Raw genomic sequence first — 20,458 nt, forward strand, 5'->3', positions numbered from 1 at the left:
TCTACAGCGGAGAAGCCGAGCCCCTCATATCAGGGCGAAGGCCATGTCCTGAGGGCCCTGTTCCGGGGTCAGCCCTCGGGGGCGCCGGCGACCAGGCGGTCCGGGGCGTCCGGGCGTGCGGACGTTCGCGTCGCGCGGTCAGACGGTGACCCGTTCGGTCCGCTCCGTCCGGAGGCCGGCGGGCTGCTCGGCGGTGGCGGAGGTGTTCTCCCGGGGCGCGGGGAGCACGGCCATGATCACGCCGGAGATCACGATGGTCGCTGCCCAGGCGAGCCCGTACCTGCCGACGGGAGTGCCGGAGAGCGGGCCGGCGAACCAGTCGCACTTGGTGAAGGCGAGCCCGATCAGCAGCGCGAGCACCCAGGACACCATCGCCTGCCAGCAGAAGCCGCCCGCGTACCAGTACCGGCTGTTCCTGCTGGTGTCCATCAGCGCGGCGGCGTCGTAGCGCACCGCACGCGACCGGCGCCGGAACATGTCCACCGCGTAGACGCCGATCCAGGCCGAGAAGGAGACGGCGAGCAGGATCAGGAAGGTGATGAACGAGCCCAGGAAGCTCTTGGCGACCAGCATCAGCAGCAGGCCGCCGACCAGCGAGATCACGGCGTTGATGCTGACGGCCAGGGCGCGCGGCAGCCTGACACCCATGGTCTGCGCGGTGAAGCCGGCCGAGTACATGGAGAGGCTGTTGATCAGCAGCATGCCCACGATCGCGGTCAGCAGGTAGGGCACGGCCAGCCAGGTCGGCAGCAGGTCACCGAGGAAGGAGACCGGGTCCGCGGCCTGCGCCAGGCCGGGCGAGGCCACCGCCATCACGGCGCCCATCAGCACCATCGGCACCATCACCAGGCCGGCACCGGAAACCGTCACGCCGACGATCTTCCTGCCGGAGGCGGCGTGCGGCAGGTAGCGGGCGAAGTCCGGGCCGGTGGGGACCCAGCTGATGCCACCGGCGGCGATGGTCCCGATGCCGGCGATCATCATCGCGGTGGTACCCGCGGGCTTGGCGAAGACCTCGCTCCAGTGCATGGTCGCGATCAGGTAGCCCAGCACCAGGACGCTGAAGACGCCGAAGAGGTACGTCGACCAGGTGTTGCAGACGTTCAGCGCCTTCCGACCCATGCCGGAGACCAGGAAGGTACAGGCGACGAAGGCGAAGAGCGTGATGACGATCAGCGCGGTGTTGCTCTTGACGCCGAAGAGCAGGTCAAGGACCGTCAGCACGGCGTAGGCACCGGTGACGGCGTTGATCGTCTCCCAGCCGAACCGGGCGATCCAGAGGATCGCGCCGGGGAAGAGGTTTCCGCGCACCCCGAAGGTGGCCCGCGAGAGGGTCGCGCCCGGCGCCCCGCCCCACTTCCCGGAGACCGACAGCACGCCGACCATGCCGAACGAGACGAGCGCGGCGCACGCGGCGACGATCAGGACCTGCCAGAAGTTCAGCTGATTGAACACCACCAGGGCGGCACCCATGGTGAGCAGCAGGACGCTGATGTTCGCCGCGACCCAGGTCGGGAAGAGCTCGCGGACTCTGCCCCCGCGCTCGTGGTCGGGGACGGGTTCGATACCGCGTGTCTCTATCGCGCCGTCGGTGTCGGCGGTGGACGGGTTGTCCATGAGGGTGACTCCGTGCATGTGAAGCGGGAGGTGAATCAGACAAATGGAATATTTATGGAACTCTTCGCGCGTAGCGCGGGAGTTGAATCATCCTACGTTGTTCCAGATGTGACCCGATTGATGTGGTTGCTCGCCGACGGTGGCAGACGGTCGGGCGCTCGGGCGGTCTTTCGGCGTCCTGCGCGAGGCGAGGCCGAACGCCTCGCGTCCCTCAGCCTCGGGCGGGCTCGCCTGCCGCCGCGCCACCGCGGCTCGCCTCGCCTCCGAGGCCAAAGGAAACGGGGGTCGGGCCGCCGGCGACCGTGTGCGGTCGTCAGCGGCCCGACCCCACCGGAACCTGGCGGCAGTTGAACAAGCTGCTCGCCAGCAGGCGTCTGTGGCTTCAGCTGCGTCGAGTGTCAGACACAGATGTTGTCTGCTTCTTGTAGCCGGGGGTCCGGCTACTGTTCTTCGGCGCCGTCGCCGAGACCCGTGCGGGCTTCGCTGTAGACGCGGTCAGGGGTACCGGAGACTGCCCGGTACCCCTGACCATTGTGTGCGCTGCCTAGGACTGCCGGTGCGCGTCAACGTCGCCGCGAAGTCGCGCGCGGTACAGCAACCAGCGTGCGGCCGCGCCCACGACAGCTCCGATGACGACGCTCGCCACAAGCCCGGGCCCGCTGGAGAGGCCGCGGGAGACCACGGCGGACACGACGGAGGCGAGTACCACCGCGATTAGCGTGGCGGAACCGCCCCGCTGCCCATGTCCCTGGTTGTCCATCGGTTGCCTCCCCTTGTTCGGTTACCTGTCAGCAGGTGAAGATCCCAGTGGCGATGCCACCCAGCCCGCCGGCGAAGCCACCGACGGCCGCACCGGGCAGGCAGCCGGTCTCCGCCCCGGCCACGCAACCGGTCACCAGGCCACCAGCCATGCCGCCCTTGCCGGTCTTGGTGACGCAGTCCCAGAAGCCGCGGGGCTGGACGTGGTGCTCCGGCCTGAGCGAGCCCTGCACCGACGCGGTCGTGATGTCCACGTGCTGACGGAGCGTGGTGCCTTCGATGGTCCAGGTTATCTGGTGGGTGACACCGGACGCATCGGCCATGGGAGCCGGCGCGTACGCACCGGTGACGGCGCCACTGGCGTCGACGAACTCGATGCCGCCCCCGGCGGTGGCCCGGACGGTGGAGCCGGTCGGAACCGCCAGCTGCCACTGGGTGTCCCGGTAGAACGTCGTCAGCTGTCCGGGCTTGGCGACCGCGTCCCCGAACGACGTCACCCCGCTGGTGGACTGCGTCGAAGACGCCACGGTCTTCGCGTCGCCGGAGATCGCATCGACCGCGAAGGCGCTGGGCGCCGCGGAGACGATGGCGGCGCTCACGGCGAGTCCGGCCACAAGAGTCCGGATGGACCGACGGCTAGACGTGTTCATACTTGTCCCCCTAGAAAAGAATTCGCCTTCTGCGAATTAAAGAAACGACTCACCAGTGCACGGTCAGGTCGTCAGAAAATCCCCCGGCTGAAAGTTGGCCACCCATCGCTGCAGTCGATGAGTTCGGTCAACTCTGTGCCGCGACAGCCCCTCGGTCCTGCCGCGCGAAGACGACCATACAAGATCACTGCGGGCGAAGCCCAGAGGTCAGGCGAGGTTCCGCCACTCCGGCTGCACGGTGGGTGACCATACGGAAGGACATCTCAACGCCCCACTTAGAGCGTCCACGATCGACGATTACGGAGCGCAATCGGCAGTGTCCTGAATCACGTGAAGGAGTCGCTGGTTTCAGCCATCCTGGCGCGAATCGGCCACGGTCGAGCAAGGGCACAGGACGTGACCGAAGGACTTGACCTCACGTCACAGAGTTCGGTGCCAAACCATCGACGAAGCACGTTTGCAAGACAGTCACGAGCTCGGGCAGCTCGGCGGGCGGCAAGGAGGGCAACGGTTCAGCCGGTGGACGGGAAGGTCCTCCGGATCGCCCGCAAGGCGGCCTGGGACCGGGTCCTCTCCGCGGCCGATCCCGAGGCCCGGCACGGGCGCAGCCCGTTCACCGGTCCTTCGACGGCACCGATGCCCGCCTTCGTGAGGAGGCCGACGGTAGCGACGTCCAGGGCGCGCTCGGAGAACGCCGTGATCCGGCCGTCGCGCTCGGGGCGCGACACGGCGACGACATCTCGGTCAGCGCGCCTCCGCTCGGCGAAAACAAGGTGAGCGGAGCCCCGTCAGTCCCACAGAATGACTCATGCTCATCGACCACTGGCCTCTGCTCGGACTTCGACTGACCACGCCTCGGCTGGAACTCCGCCTGCCCTCGGGTGAGGAACTCTCCGAGCTGGCCAACCTTGCGGCGGAAGGCGTCCACGATCCCGACCACATGCCCTTCTCCGTCCCCTGGACAGATCTGCCTCCCCGGGAACGAGCACGCTCGGTGGTGCAGCACCACTGGCTCCGCCTCGGCGACTGGACCCCGGACAACTGGGCGCTGAACCTCGCGGTCTTCGAGCACGGCCAGATCGTCGGTCTGCAGACGATCGCCGCCCGTCACTACGCGGCCCTGCGTGAGGTCAACACCGGCTCCTGGATCGGCCTTCGGCACCAGGGACGAGGCATCGGCACCGAAATGCGCGCAGCCGTCCTCCACCTGGCGTTCGCAGGGCTGGAAGCAGCCGAGGCAACCTCTGGCGCCTTCGCGGACAATCCGTCATCGTTTCGGGTGTCCAGCAAGCTCGGCTATGAACCAGACGGCATCGAGCACCTCACCGTGCGCGGCCAGGCCACCGTCATGCGCCGACTGCGGCTCTCCCGCGCACGGTGGGAGGAGCACCAGCGAGCCGACGTCTCGATCGACGGACTCAGCGCCTGTCTGCCCCTGCTCGGTCTGACGGACAAGACCCACGAACTGCCCGACACGCTTCACTGACCGGCCCTCGCGGGCTCACCAACCACCTCCACGCTGGACGGCTCACCCGTCCCGAGCGCCTGATCCGGCGACCTGCACCACGGCGCCCTGACAGGTCGGAGGCGGTTCCTCGTCCTGGCCCATGGGGCCGGAACGAGGACACGTTCGCGGCCCCTCAGTCGATGCAGAACTCGTTGCCCTCGATGTCCAGCATCGGGATGCACGAATCATTGCCGTCATACAGCGTTCGCACGTGTACCGCGCCGAGCGGGACCAGTCGTGCACATTCGGCCTCAAGTGCGGCGAGGCGCTCTTCACCTACGAGCCCGGTGCCGACCCGCACGTCGAGATGCAGCCGGTTCTTGGCGGCCTTCCCTTCGGGGACGCGCTGGAAGTACAGTCGCGGGCCCACACCTGAGGGATCGCTACAGGCGAACCATGAATCCCGCTGCTCAGGAGGCTGCGAACGCTTGAAATCGTCCCAAGTGGCAAACCCCTCCGGTGGCGGCGGCACGACGTACCCCAACACCTCGCACCAGAAACGAGCGAGGCGCTCAGGTTCTGCGCAGTCGAAGGTGACTTGGAACTGCTTGATCGATGCCATCAGCCCTCCACGTACTGTTCACCAAAGCCCGGATGTCGTCGCGGGGTGGAGAGCAGACACGCCACCAGGGATGCATCGATGTCCACCCCCGTCATCGTGCAACTTGGTGATCTCCGTCAAGGCTGGCGAGCCTGCCACGTGATCACTCGGGGCTCAACCAATTTTCCACCTGTCCCGTGCGGCGGCGCCCCCACCTGGGAGACGTGGCCTACGCCCTCAAGGTAAGCGCTTGTCTCCGGCTCTCGGCCTCGCTGACGCTGCGCGAGCCACGCCTGTGGCTCCGATGACCGTGATCTTCATCGAGGTGACCACCGGGGCACCCCGTTCACCGAACGTCTGCTCGTGGCACTCCTTGAGTCGGTCCGGGAGCCTTCCACCAAGGCGCCCAGGCTGGGAGACGCCAACTTCGACGGGGCGACGTTCTCCGGCGACGCCAGGTTCGACGGGGCGACGTTCTCCGGCGACGCCGGGTTCCGCGGGGCGACGTTCACCGGCGGCGCCAGGTTCAGCAGAGCGGAGTTCTCCGGCGTCGCCGGGTTCGGCGGCGTGAGGTTCCTCCGGTCGCCGGTGATGACGGGGTCCGGCGGCTGCGCTGCGTGCGGACGCAGGGGGGGCAACGGGAGTCACTTGTCGGGTGATCTGATAATCGGGGCGGAGTGTCCCGGGAGGCGTTGCCGTGGGCCATCGCTACGTTGTACTTGTGGGCCTCGGGGTCGTCTCCCTGACAAGACGCGCGGTCTCGGGGCCCAGCCCTTCAGGAGCTGACAAAGAGTGAGTTCGATTGGGACGGAAGCTCAGTACGCCCGGACCAATGGCCAGCTCCGCCACTCCCCACAGGGCGGGTTGCGCCGGACGGTTGCTGTTCCGGGCATGGACGCCAAAGGAGAACCCATGCGTATCCGATATTCCGTGGCCGCCGGGGCCGCGATGGTTGTCGCCAGCACCGGAGTGGCCAGCGCCGCGCCCGGAGACACGACGGTCACGTTCTCCGTCTCGGGTGGTTCGTTAGCGATCTCGGTCCCCGCCGGCCCGGTGGGCCTGGGGAGCGGACTGCCCGGAAACTCCATCAGCGGACAACTGGGCAATGTCACGGTCACCGACTCCCGAGCCCTGCTCACGGCGGCCTGGACCGCGTCCGCGATCTCCACCAGTTTTAAGACGGGCGGCGGCACGGCCGCAGAGACGATCCCGGCCGGCGCGGTCTCCTACTGGTCGGGAACCGCGAGCTCCACGACCGGCCTGGGCGTCTTCACGCCCGGCCAGGCCACGGCCGCCCAAGCCCAGAGCCTCAACGTCAGCCGCACCGCCTACAGCCTCACCGGGGGCACCGGCAACAACTCCGCGACGTGGAACCCCACGCTCGTCGTCGCGATCCCTGCCAGCGCGGTGAACGGCACCTACACCGGAACGGTGACACATTCGGTCGCGTAGCCCGGCTGGCCCATCGTGCATGACCGCGGATGATTTTGCGGAGGCGACTGCCCACCGACCCAGGGCATAACCGAACGGCACGCACCGCCCCCCGCGCGTCCGGCGCTGGTCCTCCGCGGCGTTCATTGCTCTTGGACCGTGCGGGATCCGGTCAGGCCCCGCTCCGCCGGCCAGTCGGTGAGGGCCGGGCCGTCGGCTGGGGTCAGTGTTCCTGGGCCGTCGGGCGCACCATGATCTCGTTGATCGCGGCGTGCGGGGGTTGGGTGACCATGAAGACGATGGAGCGGGCGACGTCTTCCGCCCGCAGCCAGGACTCCTGCGCCATGCCGCGGGCCGAGGCGAGCCCGGGGCCGGTCGCCATGTGCGTCGAGGTCAGCCCTGGCTCGATCACGCCCACCCGGACGCCGCGCCGGGTCACTTCCTGGCGCAGGACCTCGCTGAACGCGCACACCGCGTGCTTCGTCGCCGAGTACACGCCGTTGCCGCGGCGCACCACACGGCCCGCAGCCGAGCTGACGTTGACCAGGTCGGCGACCTTGCGCGGGCCGCCTGCCGCGGCACGCAGCAGGTGCGGCAACGCCGCCTGTGACAGGTGGAGGACAGCCGTCAGGTTGAGCTCGACCATCCGGTCGACCTCCTCGGCGCCGACCTCCTCGACAGCCCCCATCGCGACGTAGCCGGCGTTGTTCACCAGCACGTCCAGCCGTCCCAGGCGCTCGGCGGCCTCCTCGACGGTGTCCCGGGCCCGTACGGTGTCACGCAGATCGGCGCTGATGACGGCGCACGAGCCGCCGTGGGACCGGATCACGGCTGCCAGCTCCTTCAGCCTTTCGGTGCTGCGGGCCACCAGCGCCACCGCCGCCCCCTCCCGGGCCAGCGCCAGGGCAGTGGCAGCTCCGATACCGCTGGACGCACCCGTCACCAGCGCAACACACCCCGACAGCGCCACGCCGCTTTCGGCCACGGAGTTCCCTGCCCTTGCGTCGTCCGCACCCGTGAGACCCATGCTGCCAGCCTGCATCAGACGGCCTCGGGCTGCCTCCCGCACAGCCGCACAGGTCGACCGCGACACCGATCACAGCTCACCCCGATCAAGCGCTCCGCGTTTCCACGGCGGGCACCTGCCGACCGCCTGACGCTGTCCCGGCTACCGGCGGCCGCCGGGCGGCCGTCGGCGTTTCGCTCCGGTGGCACGGCTGTTACGCCCCCGGGACGGAACGAGGCGAACTGGTGGGCGAGAGCGGGGCGTCCTGAGGGGTGATCGGACGGGTGACCGAATACCGTCCGCTGAGCCAGGGGATGGACCATGCAGGTGGGCAGGAGCGTGGCGGTGGCGGCGACGGTGCTGGCGCTGGGGCTGGGGGCGGCGGCGTGCAACGACGACGTGTCCTCGACGTCGGCGGCCTCGGGAGCAGCGGGATCGGGCGGGGCCGGGGCGGCCGGGGCCTCGGCGAAGCCGGCCGCTTCCGGTGGGTCCGGCGCGGCGGTCACGCCCGCAGCGCCGGCGTCGCCCGGCGGGAAGGCCTCGGACCGCTGCCACACGGCCGACCTCAAGGCGGACATCCAGATGCAGCCCCTCCCCGCTGCACCCACCGCGATGGTGATGCTCACCAACACGAGCTCGCGCACCTGCACGGTCTACGGCTACCTCGGCTACGGCGGTCTGCTGGCCGACAACGGCCCGGTGGCGACCGGCAGTTCACGGGTCGCCCACCCCGGGCAGCCGGTCGAGGTCAGCCTCAAGCCGGGCGTCTCGGCGTTCTCCGGCCTCAAGTGGTCCTCCTGCGACAAGGCCGATCCGACCTGCAAGGTTCTGGGCGGCATCACCATCACCCCGCCCGACGAGACCACCCAGCTCACCGCCAACCTCATCGGCACCGACGGCAAGCCGGTCCGGCAAGTGCTGACCGTGTCCGCCGCCGGTTTCACGGTCGGCTCCCTCCAGCCGATCAGCCAGGGCGTGGTCTTCGCCTCCTGAGGCCCGCAAGGAACCCGCCGGCTCGACTTGATCAAGGCGCCGGTGCGGGGCCGGGATCTCTCTGTCATGCGGAACAGGGGCGCCACCCATGTCCGGGCCCTCGCCGTTGGTCGGGCAGTCGTCATGGTGGCCGCCGAGGCTGCCTCTCTCAGCCGCAGCGGCTTGTCCGCCGGCCCCCTTCACCGCCAGGGGTGGTTCAGCACGCGACCCTGGCCTTGTCCCCCGCCAGGCGATCGCACCGCGCTGCACGGAGTGAGGCTCGTTCGTGTGCACGACTTCGCCCAGTGGCCTGCGGCGCAGCTCCCGTAGGGTGCGTAGGTTCGTCGTGACGGAGGGGCGGGTCGGGACGTGGCACCCAAGGCAGGGGCGCGGGAGCGGTTGGCTGGTGCGGCGCGGGCTGCACTTGGTGGCGGGCGGCGGTTGGAGGCGGTCGAGCGGGTCGCGGGCGGCAGCAAGAAGGGCGTGTACCGCCTGGTGATGGACGATGCGACGACGGCGATCGCCTACGTGTGGGACGCCGATGAGAACTACTGGCCGGCGGCCGAGGGCGACGCGGACATCACCGACCCGTTCTCGCCCGGCCTCGGGCTCGGCCTGTTCGAGGCGGCGCACGCGCGGCTGGACGGCCTCGGTGTCCGCGTCCCGGCGATCCGGTTCGTCGACCGCGACCGCGTCCACTTCCCGGCCGACCTGGCGATCGTCGAGGACCTCCGGGGCGAGAGCCTGGAGGCGCTGCTCACGCGCGATTCGCGTGCCGCAGGGCCGGTCATGGCCCGGCTCGGGGAGGCGTTGGAACAGATGGGACGTCACCGCGAGCCCACGTTCGGCAAGGTGGCCGTCGTCGACGGCGGGGGAACGTCGCGCGGGACGTCGTGCGAAGCGGTCGTCCTGGACCGGGCGCGGCGGGACCTCGAAGAGGCGGCCTCGCGGGATCCCCGGATCGCGGACGCCTCCGGCCGGCTGGAGGAGCGGTTGCTGAGCCTGGCGGCAGCGGTGCGGCCGCGTGCGGAGTACGCGGTCGTGCACGGTGAACTGGGACCCGATCACGTGCTGGTGGATCCGGACGGGCGGCCGGTGCTGATCGACATCGAGGGCGCGATGTACTTCGACGTCGAGTGGGAGCACGTCTTCCTGCGGATCCGCCTGCACGACTCCTACCGACCGCTGGCGGCGGAGGGGCTGGACGAGGACCGGCTGGCCCTCTACACGCTGGCGCAGCGTCTGTCCCTGACCGCGGGACCGCTGCGGCTGCTCGACGGGGACTTCCCCGCGCGGGAGGCCATGGCGGCGATCGCCGAGTACAACCTGGTGCAGGCGCTGGAGTTGGCGAGCGGGTGAGCAGCGGGACCGCAGCGCCGCCGTGGCTATTTATGTCCATGGCTACTGTTCGGGGTGATGAGTCATCCCCTGGGACGAGTCACCCCTGGCGCCCCGGCGGCCCACCCGAGGTCGGGTCGATGCACCGGCCGGTGCTCCCCGGCGACGGGACGGTCGGCTGGTAGCGGCCGCCCGGTCTGTGCCCCTCAGCCGACGTGAAGGATCCGGAAGCGGCCGGGTTCCGCCAGGTCCCGGTCGGCGACCTGAACGGGCGGCCAGGCCCACTGCCAGACGCTGACGCCCGGGGTGCGGGAGAACCGGATCCGCCCGCGGGTGCCCTCGACGTCGACGTTCGGCCACGCGTCGGCGATGCGCGCCCGGTCCGCTCCGTGCGACCGCAGTACGTCGGCGAGGACGGTGACCGTGTCGTAGCCCTCGAAGGCGACGAACGAGGGCGCCTGGCCCAGCCGTTCGCGCAGGGCCGTCCCGACTCGTGCGCCGAGCGGGCCGAGACGCTCCGGCAGATAGCGCAGGAACGGGACCGCCGCGCCGTCGTCGCCGAGCAGCCCCGCCCATTCGGCGAACTCCGGTTGCCCCGCCGGAGCACCGATCAGCGTCCCGGCGAGGCGCTGGTCTGCGCGAACGGCCTTGACCACCGACACGGTCGGCTCCGGGACACCGGTCAGGAGGAGAAGCGTCGTCGCGCGGTGGCGGACGAGTTCCTCGCACACGGCCGCGGGGTCGAGGGCACCCGTGTCGAGTTCGACGACGGTACCGCCGCGCGGAGCGAGGTGCTCGCGCAGGATGCGGGTCCCCGACGCCCAGTAGACACTCGGCTGGGCTGCGACGGCGATCCGACGGTGGCCGGCGCCGAGGAGGAAGTCCGCGTAGACCCGCCAGCCGTGGGATTGCGCCGGGCACATCCGCGCGACCCATGCGGTCGGCTTCTCGGTGAGCGCGTCGAGCACCGCCGACGAGCAGAGGTAGGGCAGGCCGAGGGCATCGGCCCTGGCGGCAACGGCTCGGGCGACGACGCTGTGGTACTCCCCGGCCAAGGCGGCCACGCCCAGCCCGGCCAGCTCGTCGACGGCCGCCTCGGCCCGCCGCGGATCGGCCGCGGTGTCCCGGACCAGCAGTTCGAGCGGTTTCCCGAGGATCCCACCGGCGTCATTGACTTCGCGGACGGCCAGTTCGAGCCCGGCGAGCAGGTGCCGGCCCGCCTCGACCCAGCCGGGCCGGGTCAGCGGCGCGAGGGCGCCGATCCTGACGGACGACCCGTCAGTCTGCCGGGTTCCGAACGGCGATGGTGGCGTGGTCATGCGTGGAGTCTCCCCGTGGGGGCAGAGCCACGCAAGCGCCGCACACGCCCCGGGGACTGCCGCGGTCAGGGCACCGACGGCGCGGCGGCGGTGCGCTTCAGCCGGTGCCGTGGGCCAGGCGGTGCAGGACCGCACCATCGAGGAGCTCGTACGACTCCGCCCCGTCGGTAAGGCTCGGGCCCTCGCCGACGACCTGCGTCGCCAATGCCATCGGCCGCATCCGCTCCACCGTGACCCGCGGCCACCGCACGATCCTCAGGAGTCCACACAACCCCCGATGATCACGCGGTGGCCGCTGGTGCTCCCACCCGGCTCCAACGTGTGGTCGCGAGGTCACACTGGAGTATCGGCCGGCAGCACGGCCGAGGTGGGGGCCTCCGCTCAGCCTGCCGCGCCCCCCTCACCCCGCAGGAGTTCGCCGATGATCTCGATGCCGAGCGCATAGGCCGGTGCGCCCGAGGTGAGCAGCGCGGTTTCGGCCACTCCGGCGAGTTCGGCGAGCCCAGCCCCCGTGTGCAAGGCTCCGCGGGCGTGAATCCGGGCGGGACCCGGGCGGCCGAGCGCCAGCAACTGGCCGAAGTGGACGAGTTGTTGGACCCGTGCGCCGAGCGGGTTGTCGGTCAGCACGATGTGCCGCAGGGTCATGAAAGCCTCCTCCGTGTGGAGTCGGCCGAGGGTCCGGGCCACATACAGCCGGTCCTCCGCCCCGTGCGGGACGGCGCCCAGCGTCGAGCGGTAGCGGTCCCGCAGGACCTCGGCGCGCTGGGCGAGGCCGTCGCCCGTCCTGCCGCCGTCGTCCGTCATGCGCTCGTCGTGCGTCATGAGGCAACCCGGGCCATCGACGCGCGGACCGCCTCCAGGGCGCCGTCGGGGAAGTCCACGGCCCCGCCGAGCGCCCGCGCCGCGAGCTCCGCCTCGGCGCTCTCCTCGATCGCCATCACCAGGTGGGCGGCAGCCTGTGCGTCGGCGCCGAACACCAGCAGGCCGTGGTTGGCCAGCAGGACCGCGGCCGTCGTCGGGCGACGTTCCAGGACCTCGGCGATGCCCCGGACCGAGACGTCCGATCCGCGCGGCCCCCAGGGCACCACCGGCACGTCCTCGGCCTGCCCGAAGCGGAGCATCGGCTCGGTGCGACACGGCAGCGGCCGGTGGGCCACCGCGAAGGCCGTCGCCGCCGGCGAGTGGGTGTGGATCACCGCACCCACCTGCGGGCGGGCACGGTAGACGACGCTGTGCATGGCGATGATCTCGGCGCCGGCGGACTGCAGTTCGCCGGCCAGGACCTGTCCGTCGAGGTTGAGCGTCGCCAACTGCTCGGACCGCAGGTCACGCACCCACCCCGGGGAGAGCAGGAAGCGCCCGCCGTCGAGCCGCACGCTCAGGTTGGCGTGCCCGGAGTGGGACATCACTCCCGCGACGAAGAGCTGCCTGGCAGCCTCGACGAGCTGGTGAGCCGGGTCGTTCAGTTCGGATGTGTCTGCCATCGCAGCCTCTCCACGTCTCCTGGCCGGCGGCCCCTGTTGCGCCGCCGGTTGCGTAACGGCAGCCTCCGACTTGAACTATGGTTCAAGTCAAGCGCCCGAGTGCGAACGGGGGAATGACGTGCTGATGACGATCGGCCGACTCGCCGAGCTCACCGGAGTGCCCGCCTCTGCCATCCGGTTCTGGGAGCGCCACGGCCTGCTGCCGACACCCGAACGCCGGAGCGGGCAACGTCGCTATCCGCCGGAGGCCGCCGAGCGGATCGTGCTGCTGCGCAAGTGCCAGCAGGCCGGGCTGACCCTCGCCCAGATCAGGGAGTTCCAAGAGGACCAGCCACGCAGAGCGGCAATGATCCGGACCAAGCTCGCCGAAATCGAACAGCTCATGGTCGACCTCGACCACGCCCACCAGTTGCTGGCGCACGCCCTGCAGTGCAGCAAGCAGGACATTCTCACCTGTCCCACGTTCCAGGAGCAGATGGCGACCTGGCGTCGATCAGCTCCGTAGCTCCACCGACCCGGCCGGCGCGGGCCATCCCGGAGATCGCCGGTCGCTCCGGGGTCCCCTGGTGCGGAGCGCACCCGCTCGATCGTCCACCCTCCGGGAAGTCCTGCGTTCACTGCCGCACGATCTCAGCGGATGGCGTCTCACAGCCACTCGTTCATGGCGGCGACCAGCACGCCGCTCGAGCCCCTTCCGCCACAACTCCCTTGCGCCGCATCATCGTTCCATGCAAGCCGCGTTGACACAGTGTCAGCACACAGGCGGCTGCACCTGCAAGCCGGAGGATCTCGATCCGTCGCACGTTGCGCACCCGCCCGCTTCTTGACATGTATATGATGTTCAGCTTTAACCTGTGATGCCTTACCGCTGGGTAGCATCCCCCAAGCCCGGACGTTCCATTCAGGAAGAAACGCGCCCTCGCATCCCGACAGCACGCGCGTCACGTCATTGGCCGGCCCTTGCACCGTGACTTTACGGAGAACCCATGAGGCCCACTGTTCCCCTGGCTGATCTGGTCATAGGGATCACCCCGTTCCAGGAGCCGGACGCCGCCCTCGCCGAGGCCGTGTGCCGAGCCGGCGCGTTAGGAGTGCTGGACTTAGGGACCGGCGACCGGCGGGCGCGCGAGGAACTCGCAGCCCTGCGCGAGCGGCGCCCGGGCCGGTTCGGGGTCCGGGTGGGTGCCGGCTGCCGGCTCGTGCCGGATGACCTGGGCTCTTCGGAGCAGTCCGGCGTGGACACCGTGGTGGTGGATTCGGAGGTCGGCGGCTGGGACCTCGGGCGGCTTGCCAGCGCCTACCGGGTGCTGGTCGAGGTGACGGACCTGCCGGCGGCACTGGCAGCGGTGGGAGCCGGCGCCCACGGACTGATCGTCCGCGGCTGCGAGAGCGGCGGCCGGGTAGGGGATCTGAGCACCTTCGTCCTGCTGCAGCAGGTGCTGGCGGCACCCGGGATCGACGTGCCGGTGTGGGCCTGCGGCGGCATCGGACCGCGTACCGCCACCGCCGCGGTGGCGGGTGGAGCGGCGGGTGTGGTCCTCGACAGCCAGCTGGCCCTGCTCGCGGAGTCCGCGATATCCGACGAGGCCGCGGCCGCGGTACGCGGCATGGACGGCTCCGAGACCGGCGTGGTCGACGGCCGCAGGGTGCTGCGACGCGCCCGAAGAGGCGAACCCAGCGACACGACAGCCTTTCTGACGGTCGGCCAGGACGGTTTCCTGGCCGAGAGGTTCGCCGACCGGTGGAGGACAGCGGCCGCGGCGGTGCGCGCGGTGCGGGAGAGCGTGCTGGCGGGGCTCCGGTCGGTGGCGCCCGAAGGAGCGGCGTCGTCCCTGCTCGGCCTGCGGACGCCGCTGAGCCGGGCACTGGGGACCGCACTGCCGGTGGCGCAGGGTCCGATGACCAGGGTCAGCGACCAACCCGCCTTCGCCGCGGCGGTCGCCGGAGCCGGGGCCCTCCCGTTCGTGGCCCTTGCGCTGACCGGCGCCGAGGGCACTCGTGACCTGCTCGCCCGCACCAGTGCCGCGGCTGGTGAACTCCCTTGGGGTGTAGGCGTCCTGGGTTTCGCGCCGGAGGAGCTGCGCAGCGTCCAGCTGGCCGAGGTACTGGCCGCCCGGCCCAGTCACGCCGTGATCGCCGGCGGCCGCCCCTCCCAGGCGCGTGTGCTGGAGGAGGCGGGGATCCGCACCTTCCTGCACGTCCCCTCCCCGGGGCTGCTGCGGCAGTTCCTGGAGGACGGGGCGCGAAGATTCGTCTTCGAGGGATCCGAGTGCGGCGGACACGTCGGGCCGCAGCACAGCTTCCCGCTGTGGGAGGCGCAGCTGGCGGTCCTGGAGGAGTTCCTCGACACGGCCGGGGGACAGCCGCAGTTCGAGGTGCTGTTCGCCGGGGGCGTGCACGACGAGCGGTCGGCGGCGATGGTGGCCGCGATGGCCGCACCGCTGGCGGACCGCGGGGTGGCGGCGGGGCTCCTGATGGGCACGGCCTACCTGTTCACCCAGGAGGCGGTGACGCTCGGCGCGGTCCAGCCCCAGTTCCAGCGGCAGGTGCTGGCCGCGCAGGGGACCGAACTGCTCCAGACCGCCCCGGGCCACGCCACCCGCTGCGTGCCCAGCCCCTTCACCCGGGAGTTCCTGGCGGCCCGCGAGCGGCTGCGGGCCGAGGGCGTGCCCGACCGCGAGGCGTGGGAGCGTCTGGAGCAGCTGAACGTCGGACGGCTACGGGTCGCCAGCAAGGGCGTCGACCGCGCCCCGGAGGGGCTGGTCGCGGTCGGCGAGCAGGAGCAACTGGAACGCGGGATGTTCATGGCCGGGCAGGTCGCGGTCCTGCGCTCGGCCACCACGACGCTCGGCGAACTCCACGCCGCCGTCACGACCGGTGCGGCCGCCTTCCTGTCCGCCAGTGCCGCTGAGGCGCTGGAGCGCCTGGAGGGCGAGGTGGCGTGCGCGCCCGGGCCGGCGCCGCTGGAGATCGCGGTGATCGGCATGTCGGGCATGTTCCCGCAGGCCCCCGACCTGCCCGCGTTCTGGGCGAACGTGGTGGGCGGAGTGGACGCGGTCACCGAGGTCCCCGTCGAACGCTGGGACCCGGCCGTCTACCACGCGCAGGACGGCGGGAGCGGCACGACCCCCTCCAAGTGGGGAGGCTTCCTGCCCCGGATCCCCTTCGACCCGCTGACCTACGGCATCCCGCCGTCCGCGCTGGGCAGCATCGAGCCGGTCCAGCTGCTGGCACTGGAGGCCGCGCGCCGCGCCCTGGTCGACGCGGGCTACGACAGCGGGGTCGGTGACGGCGGGCGGGCCTTCGACCGGTCACGGGCCGGCGTGGTGTTCGGCGCCGAGGCGGGCAGCGACCTGTCGAACGCCGGCGTGCTCGGTGCGGTCCTGCCGGCCTACCTGGGCCGCGTACCCGAACCGATCGCGCAGCAGCTGCCGGTCCTGACCGAGGATTCCTTCCCCGGCATGCTCGCCAACGTCATCTCCGGGCGGATCGCCAACCGGCTGGACCTGGGCGGCGGCAACTTCACGGTGGACGCGGCGTGCGCCTCCTCGCTGGCGGCCCTGGACGTCGCGTGCAGGGAACTGGTCACCGGAACCAGCGACCTGGCCCTGTGCGGCGGCGCGGACCTGCACAACGGCATCAACGACTACCTCCTGTTCTCCTCCGTGCACGCGCTCTCGCCCACCGGCCGCTCCCGCCCCTTCGACGCGTCCGCCGACGGAATCGTGCTGGGCGAGGGCGTGGGCTGCGTGGTCCTCAAGCGGCTGGCGGACGCCGAGCGGGACGGCGACCGGGTCTACGCGGTCATCCAGGGCATCGGCAGCGCGAGCGACGGCCGCTCGCTCGGACTGACGGCACCGCGGCCCGAAGGGCAGCGCGCGGCGCTGGAGCGGGCCTACCGCAACGCCGGGATCGGGCCGGACCGGGTGGGCCTGGTGGAGGCGCACGGCACCGGCACGGTGGTCGGCGACCGCACCGAACTGGCCACCCTGGAGGCGGTGTTCACCGAAGCCGGCGCCGCGCCGGGCAGCTGCGTGCTGGGCTCGGTCAAGTCGCAGATCGGCCATACCAAGTGCGCGGCCGGCCTGGCGGGCCTGATCAAGGCGGCGATGGCACTGCACACGGGCATCAAGCCCCCGACCCTGCACCTGCGCCGGCCCAACGCGGCCTGGCAGGCCGACGGCCCCTTCGTGTTCCACGGCGAGGCCCGGCCGTGGGTCCAGCCGCCGGCCGAACGGGTCGCCGGTGTGAGCGCGTTCGGCTTCGGCGGCACCAACTTCCACACCGTGCTGCGCGGCTACGCCGGTCCGACACCGGCCCACGGCCTGCAGGAGTGGCCGGCGGAGCTGTTCACCTTCCGCGGCGGCGACCGGGCACGGGCGCTGCGCGGGGCGGCCGAACTGCTGCGGCTCGCCCGGGCCGACGGCGCGCCGTGGCGGCTGCGCGACCTGGCACTGGCCGCCTCCCGGCGCGCGCAGACGGGGCACGGGCCGGTGCAGGCCGCGATCGTGGCCTCCAGCGTCGCGGAACTGGTCGACCTGCTGGGCCGGGCGGTGGCCGAGGAGCACGCGCCGGGCGCCGGGCTGCACCTGGCCGACCCGGACAGCGGCCTCGACGGCGAGGTCGCGTTCCTCTTCCCCGGTCAGGGCAGCCAGAAGCCGGGCGTGTTCGCCGAACTCTTCGCGGCCTTCCCGCAGGTACGGCGACAGCTGCGGCTCGGACGGGCGTACGCCGATCTGCTGTACCCGCCGAGCGCCTTCACCCCCGAGGCCCGCGAAGGACAGCGCGCCGCGGTGACCGACACCCGGGTCGCGCAGCCGGTCCTGGGCATGACGGGCCTCGCGGCCCACGAACTGCTGGCACTGGCCGGTGTACGTCCCGACCTGGCCGGCGGCCACAGCTACGGCGAACTGGTCGCCCTGTGTGCGGCCGGGGCGCTCGTCACCGAGGACCTGCCGGCGCTCAGCGCCGAGCGGGCCCGCTGCATCCTGGACGCGGTCGGCGAGGGCTCGGACCCCGGGACGATGTCCGCCGTGACCGCCGACGCCCGGTCCGTCGAGCAGGTGTTGACGGCAGCGGGACTGGCTGGACGCGTGGTGACGGCCAACCGCAACGCACCGCGGCAGACGGTCATCTCCGGGGCGACCGACGACGTGGCCGCGGCCGGCGCGCTGCTGCGCGAGGCGGGGTACGGGGTCAAGCGACTGCCGGTCGCCTGCGCCTTCCACAGCCCGTTGGTCGCCGGCGCCGGCCGGCGCTTCGCCGCGTCGCTGGCGGACCGCACCGTGCGAACCCCGGAAATCCCGGTCTGGTCGAACCGGACGGCCACCGCCTACCCGTCGGACCCGGCGGCCGTCCGCGCCGAACTCGCCGCCCAGATCGGCGCACCCGTGCGGTTCTCGGACCAGATCGAGGCCATGTACCGGGCCGGAGCCCGCGTGTTCGTCGAGGCCGGCCCCGGCACGGTGCTCACCCGCCTGGTGTCGGACGTCCTCGGCGACCGGCCGCACCGGGCGATCCCCCTCGAACGGCGGCGCGGAGGACTCGCCGGATACCTCGACGCGCTGGCGGAGCTGGCGGTCGCGGGCGTGCCGGTCCGCACCGGCCGCCTGCTGCGCGGCCGCGACGCGGTGGAGGCCGGGCGGGCCGAGTCCCCGCGCCGCCCCGGCTGGACGGTGGACGGCCACCTGGTGCGTACCGCCGCGGGAGACCTTCTGCCCGGCGCGCTCGCGCCGGCCCGACGCGTACCGGAGACCCTGATGACGACCCAGCAGCCCGGCCCGCACACCGGATCCGCCGAGAGTGAGGCGCTGATCGCGGACTTCCTGCGCAGCAGCCGGGAACTGATCGCGGCCCAGCGCGACGTCCTCATGACCTACCTGACGGGAGGAACGGGCACGCCGGCCGTGGCGCAGCCGCTGCCGTCCGTCGCCGTCGACGAGCAGCCGGCACCCGCCCTGGCTCCGGCTCCGGTTCCTGCCGCTGTTCCGGTGCAGGTGGCGGCGGGCGGGGTGGACGACATGCTGCGGGTGGTCGTCGAGGTGATCAGTGAACGGACCGGCTATCCGGCGGACATGATCGAGCCCGAGCTGGACCTCGAAGCGGATCTGAGCATCGATTCGATCAAGCGGACGGAGATCGTGGGTCTGCTGGCCCGACGGCTCGGCGGCGGTGCGGGCGCAGTGCCGGAGCTGGACGACGCGCAGGTCGAGGAGCTGACCCGGGCCCGCACGGCCCTGGCCATCGCCCGCTGGCTCACCGCCCGCACCGACACGGCCGAGCCCTCCACGCCCCGGATCCCCGCCGTGCGGTCCACCGGGTCACCGAGCGTCGCAGGGCACGAACCGGTGCGGCTGCGCTTCACCACCACCGCGCTGCCCGACCCCGCGGCGGCGTCCGAAACCCTGGCCGGCAAGCGCTTCGCCCTGCTGGGCGACGACGCCCACCACACCGCCGACGCCCTCACCGCCCGGCTCGCCGTGCTCGGCGCGAGCGTGCTGCCCCTGGCGGCGACACACGAACTGTCCGTAGCGGACGGCTCCGTGGACGGCGTGCTGCTCCTGGACCCGCTGCGTGAGGACGGGCCGCCGGTGCTGCCCGCGAGCGTGCCCGTGCTGCAGGCCGCCCTTGCCCGCAGCCCCCGCTGGCTGCTGACCGCCCGGCCGGCCACCGCACCCGGCAGCCCCGGCCACGACCGGGCGGCGACCGGGCGGGGCGACGGGCTGCGCGGACTGTTCCGCAGCCTGGCCCGCGAGTACCCGCACACCACCGTTCGGCTCCTCGACATCGAGGACCCCGCCCGGCAGGCTTCGGACGCACTGGTCGGAGAGCTGCTGGCCGAGGACCGCGAGCCGGTGGTGCTGCGCGGCCCGGCCGGACGTCAGGGCATCGCGCTGGTGGAGGCGAGCCTGGGCGCGGTGGCCGGCAGGGGGGCGGGGCCGGCCGGCGACGGGGTGGCGGAGGCCGCCGTCCTGGGCCTGGACCGTGACGCCGTGGTGCTGCTCGTCGGCGGGGCCCGCGGCATCACCGCACGGTTCGCCGCCGCCCTCGCCGCCGCCTCCCGCTGCCGGCTGGAACTGCTGGGCCGCACGGCCGCGCCCAGCGGCCCGGAGGATCTGGTGACCGCCGGCGCCCGCGACCGGGCCGAGCTGCGCAGCGTCCTCGCCCGCCAAGGCGTCCCGCTGCCGCAGATCGACGCCACCGCCTCCCGCGTGCTGGCCGGCCGTGAGGTCGCAGCCACGCTCGGGGAACTCTCGGACTTGGGCTCCACCGCCCGCTACCGGACCGCTGACGCCGCCGACCCCGCCGCGCTGCGGCAGGCCGTCAAGGAGATCCACGCCGAGTACGGCCGGCTGGACGGCGTCGTCTACGCGGCCGGCGTGATCGAGGACAGGGTGTTCGCCGACAAGGACCCCGCGTCCTTCCAGCGGGTGTTCGCCACCAAGGCGGACGGCGGCGCCGCGCTGCTCGACGCGCTGGGCGAGCTGCCGTCCGCACCGCGCTTCACCGTGCTCTTCGGCAGCATCGCAGCAGCCCTCGGCAACCGGGGCCAGAGCGACTACGCGGCCGCCAACGACGCCCTCGAACAGGCCGGCGCCCGCTGGGCGGAGCGCACCGGCAACCGGGCACTGACCGTGCACTGGGGCCCCTGGGCACCGACCGGCCGGCACGGCGGGATGGTCTCGCCCGAGCTCGCCCAGGACTACGCCCGCCGCGGCGTCCACCTGATCGACCCGCAGGCCGGCACGCTGGCGCTGCTGCGGGAACTGGCCTGGGGCGAACCGGGAACCCGCGCCGTCGTCTACACCGCCTCCGGGTGGTGACACCCTTGACG

Annotated in this window: 15 protein-coding genes; 7 read left to right on the plus strand and 8 right to left on the minus strand. The window is 71.9% G+C overall.

Going from position 1 to position 20,458, the window contains the following annotated elements:
* Window positions 1–138: 138 nt before the first annotated feature.
* From ACWCXH_RS36440 to ACWCXH_RS36450, 3 genes are all read right to left on the minus strand, one after another.
* The gene (locus ACWCXH_RS36440) at window positions 139–1,617 is read right to left on the minus strand and encodes a purine-cytosine permease family protein (protein WP_449805801.1); all 1,479 of its coding nucleotides are present in this window, start codon (window positions 1,615–1,617) and stop codon (window positions 139–141) included.
* Between the two features lie 788 nt (window positions 1,618–2,405).
* Window positions 2,406–2,975, minus strand: a complete 570-nt coding sequence (locus ACWCXH_RS36445) for a hypothetical protein (protein ID WP_449805802.1) — start codon at window positions 2,973–2,975, stop codon at window positions 2,406–2,408.
* Between the two features lie 563 nt (window positions 2,976–3,538).
* A complete protein-coding gene (locus ACWCXH_RS36450) occupies window positions 3,539–3,754 on the minus strand; it encodes a hypothetical protein (protein WP_449805803.1) in 216 nt (71 codons plus the stop codon).
* A gap of 80 nt (window positions 3,755–3,834) precedes the next feature.
* Here ACWCXH_RS36450 and ACWCXH_RS36455 point away from each other — a divergent pair, with 80 nt between their 5' ends.
* Complete coding sequence (locus ACWCXH_RS36455; protein ID WP_449805804.1) at window positions 3,835–4,512, plus strand: GNAT family N-acetyltransferase; 678 nt, start codon at window positions 3,835–3,837, stop codon at window positions 4,510–4,512.
* Between the two features lie 154 nt (window positions 4,513–4,666).
* Here ACWCXH_RS36455 and ACWCXH_RS36460 read toward each other — a convergent pair whose 3' ends face one another.
* Window positions 4,667–5,095 carry a VOC family protein gene (locus ACWCXH_RS36460; RefSeq protein WP_449805805.1) on the minus strand — a complete coding sequence of 143 codons (429 nt, stop codon included), beginning with the start codon at window positions 5,093–5,095 and terminating at the stop codon, window positions 4,667–4,669.
* Between the two features lie 342 nt (window positions 5,096–5,437).
* Between ACWCXH_RS36460 and ACWCXH_RS36465 the strand changes: the two genes are divergently transcribed.
* Both ACWCXH_RS36465 and ACWCXH_RS36470 read left to right on the plus strand, forming a co-directional pair.
* The gene (locus tag ACWCXH_RS36465) at window positions 5,438–5,860 is read left to right on the plus strand and encodes a pentapeptide repeat-containing protein (protein ID WP_449805806.1); all 423 of its coding nucleotides are present in this window, start codon (window positions 5,438–5,440) and stop codon (window positions 5,858–5,860) included.
* A gap of 126 nt (window positions 5,861–5,986) precedes the next feature.
* Window positions 5,987–6,526 (plus strand): hypothetical protein, encoded by a 540-nt coding sequence (locus ACWCXH_RS36470; protein WP_449805807.1) that lies wholly within the window; start codon window positions 5,987–5,989, stop codon window positions 6,524–6,526.
* 202 nt (window positions 6,527–6,728) lie between these two features.
* Here the strand turns inward: ACWCXH_RS36470 and ACWCXH_RS36475 are convergent, their stop codons facing one another.
* On the minus strand, window positions 6,729–7,490 hold the full coding sequence (locus ACWCXH_RS36475; protein ID WP_449805808.1) for an SDR family oxidoreductase: 762 nt from the start codon (window positions 7,488–7,490) through the stop codon (window positions 6,729–6,731).
* A gap of 342 nt (window positions 7,491–7,832) precedes the next feature.
* Here ACWCXH_RS36475 and ACWCXH_RS36480 point away from each other — a divergent pair, with 342 nt between their 5' ends.
* The gene (locus ACWCXH_RS36480; protein ID WP_449805809.1) at window positions 7,833–8,504 is read left to right on the plus strand and encodes a DUF4232 domain-containing protein; all 672 of its coding nucleotides are present in this window, start codon (window positions 7,833–7,835) and stop codon (window positions 8,502–8,504) included.
* A 348-nt stretch (window positions 8,505–8,852) separates the two neighbouring features.
* Window positions 8,853–9,842, plus strand: coding sequence for a phosphotransferase family protein (locus tag ACWCXH_RS36485; RefSeq protein WP_449805810.1), 990 nt, complete (start codon window positions 8,853–8,855; stop codon window positions 9,840–9,842).
* A gap of 185 nt (window positions 9,843–10,027) precedes the next feature.
* On the opposite strand, the gene ACWCXH_RS36490 is transcribed toward ACWCXH_RS36485, so the two are convergent.
* The 3 genes from ACWCXH_RS36490 to ACWCXH_RS36500 form a co-directional block, all read right to left on the minus strand.
* On the minus strand, window positions 10,028–11,140 hold the full coding sequence (locus ACWCXH_RS36490) for an ABC transporter substrate-binding protein (protein ID WP_449805811.1): 1,113 nt from the start codon (window positions 11,138–11,140) through the stop codon (window positions 10,028–10,030).
* A 381-nt stretch (window positions 11,141–11,521) separates the two neighbouring features.
* Complete coding sequence (locus tag ACWCXH_RS36495; RefSeq protein WP_449805812.1) at window positions 11,522–11,962, minus strand: carboxymuconolactone decarboxylase family protein; 441 nt, start codon at window positions 11,960–11,962, stop codon at window positions 11,522–11,524.
* On the minus strand, window positions 11,959–12,624 hold the full coding sequence (locus ACWCXH_RS36500; RefSeq protein ID WP_449805813.1) for a class II aldolase/adducin family protein: 666 nt from the start codon (window positions 12,622–12,624) through the stop codon (window positions 11,959–11,961). The genes ACWCXH_RS36495 and ACWCXH_RS36500 overlap by 4 nt, the downstream gene beginning before the upstream one ends.
* 124 nt (window positions 12,625–12,748) lie before the next feature.
* On the opposite strand from ACWCXH_RS36500, the gene ACWCXH_RS36505 reads away from it, so the two are divergent.
* Window positions 12,749–13,129 carry a MerR family transcriptional regulator gene (locus ACWCXH_RS36505; protein ID WP_449805814.1) on the plus strand — a complete coding sequence of 127 codons (381 nt, stop codon included), beginning with the start codon at window positions 12,749–12,751 and terminating at the stop codon, window positions 13,127–13,129.
* 481 nt (window positions 13,130–13,610) lie between these two features.
* The gene (locus ACWCXH_RS36510; RefSeq protein WP_449805815.1) at window positions 13,611–20,447 is read left to right on the plus strand and encodes an SDR family oxidoreductase; all 6,837 of its coding nucleotides are present in this window, start codon (window positions 13,611–13,613) and stop codon (window positions 20,445–20,447) included.
* Window positions 20,448–20,458 lie beyond the last annotated feature (11 nt).

This window comes from Kitasatospora sp. NPDC001660 (assembly GCF_053596725.1).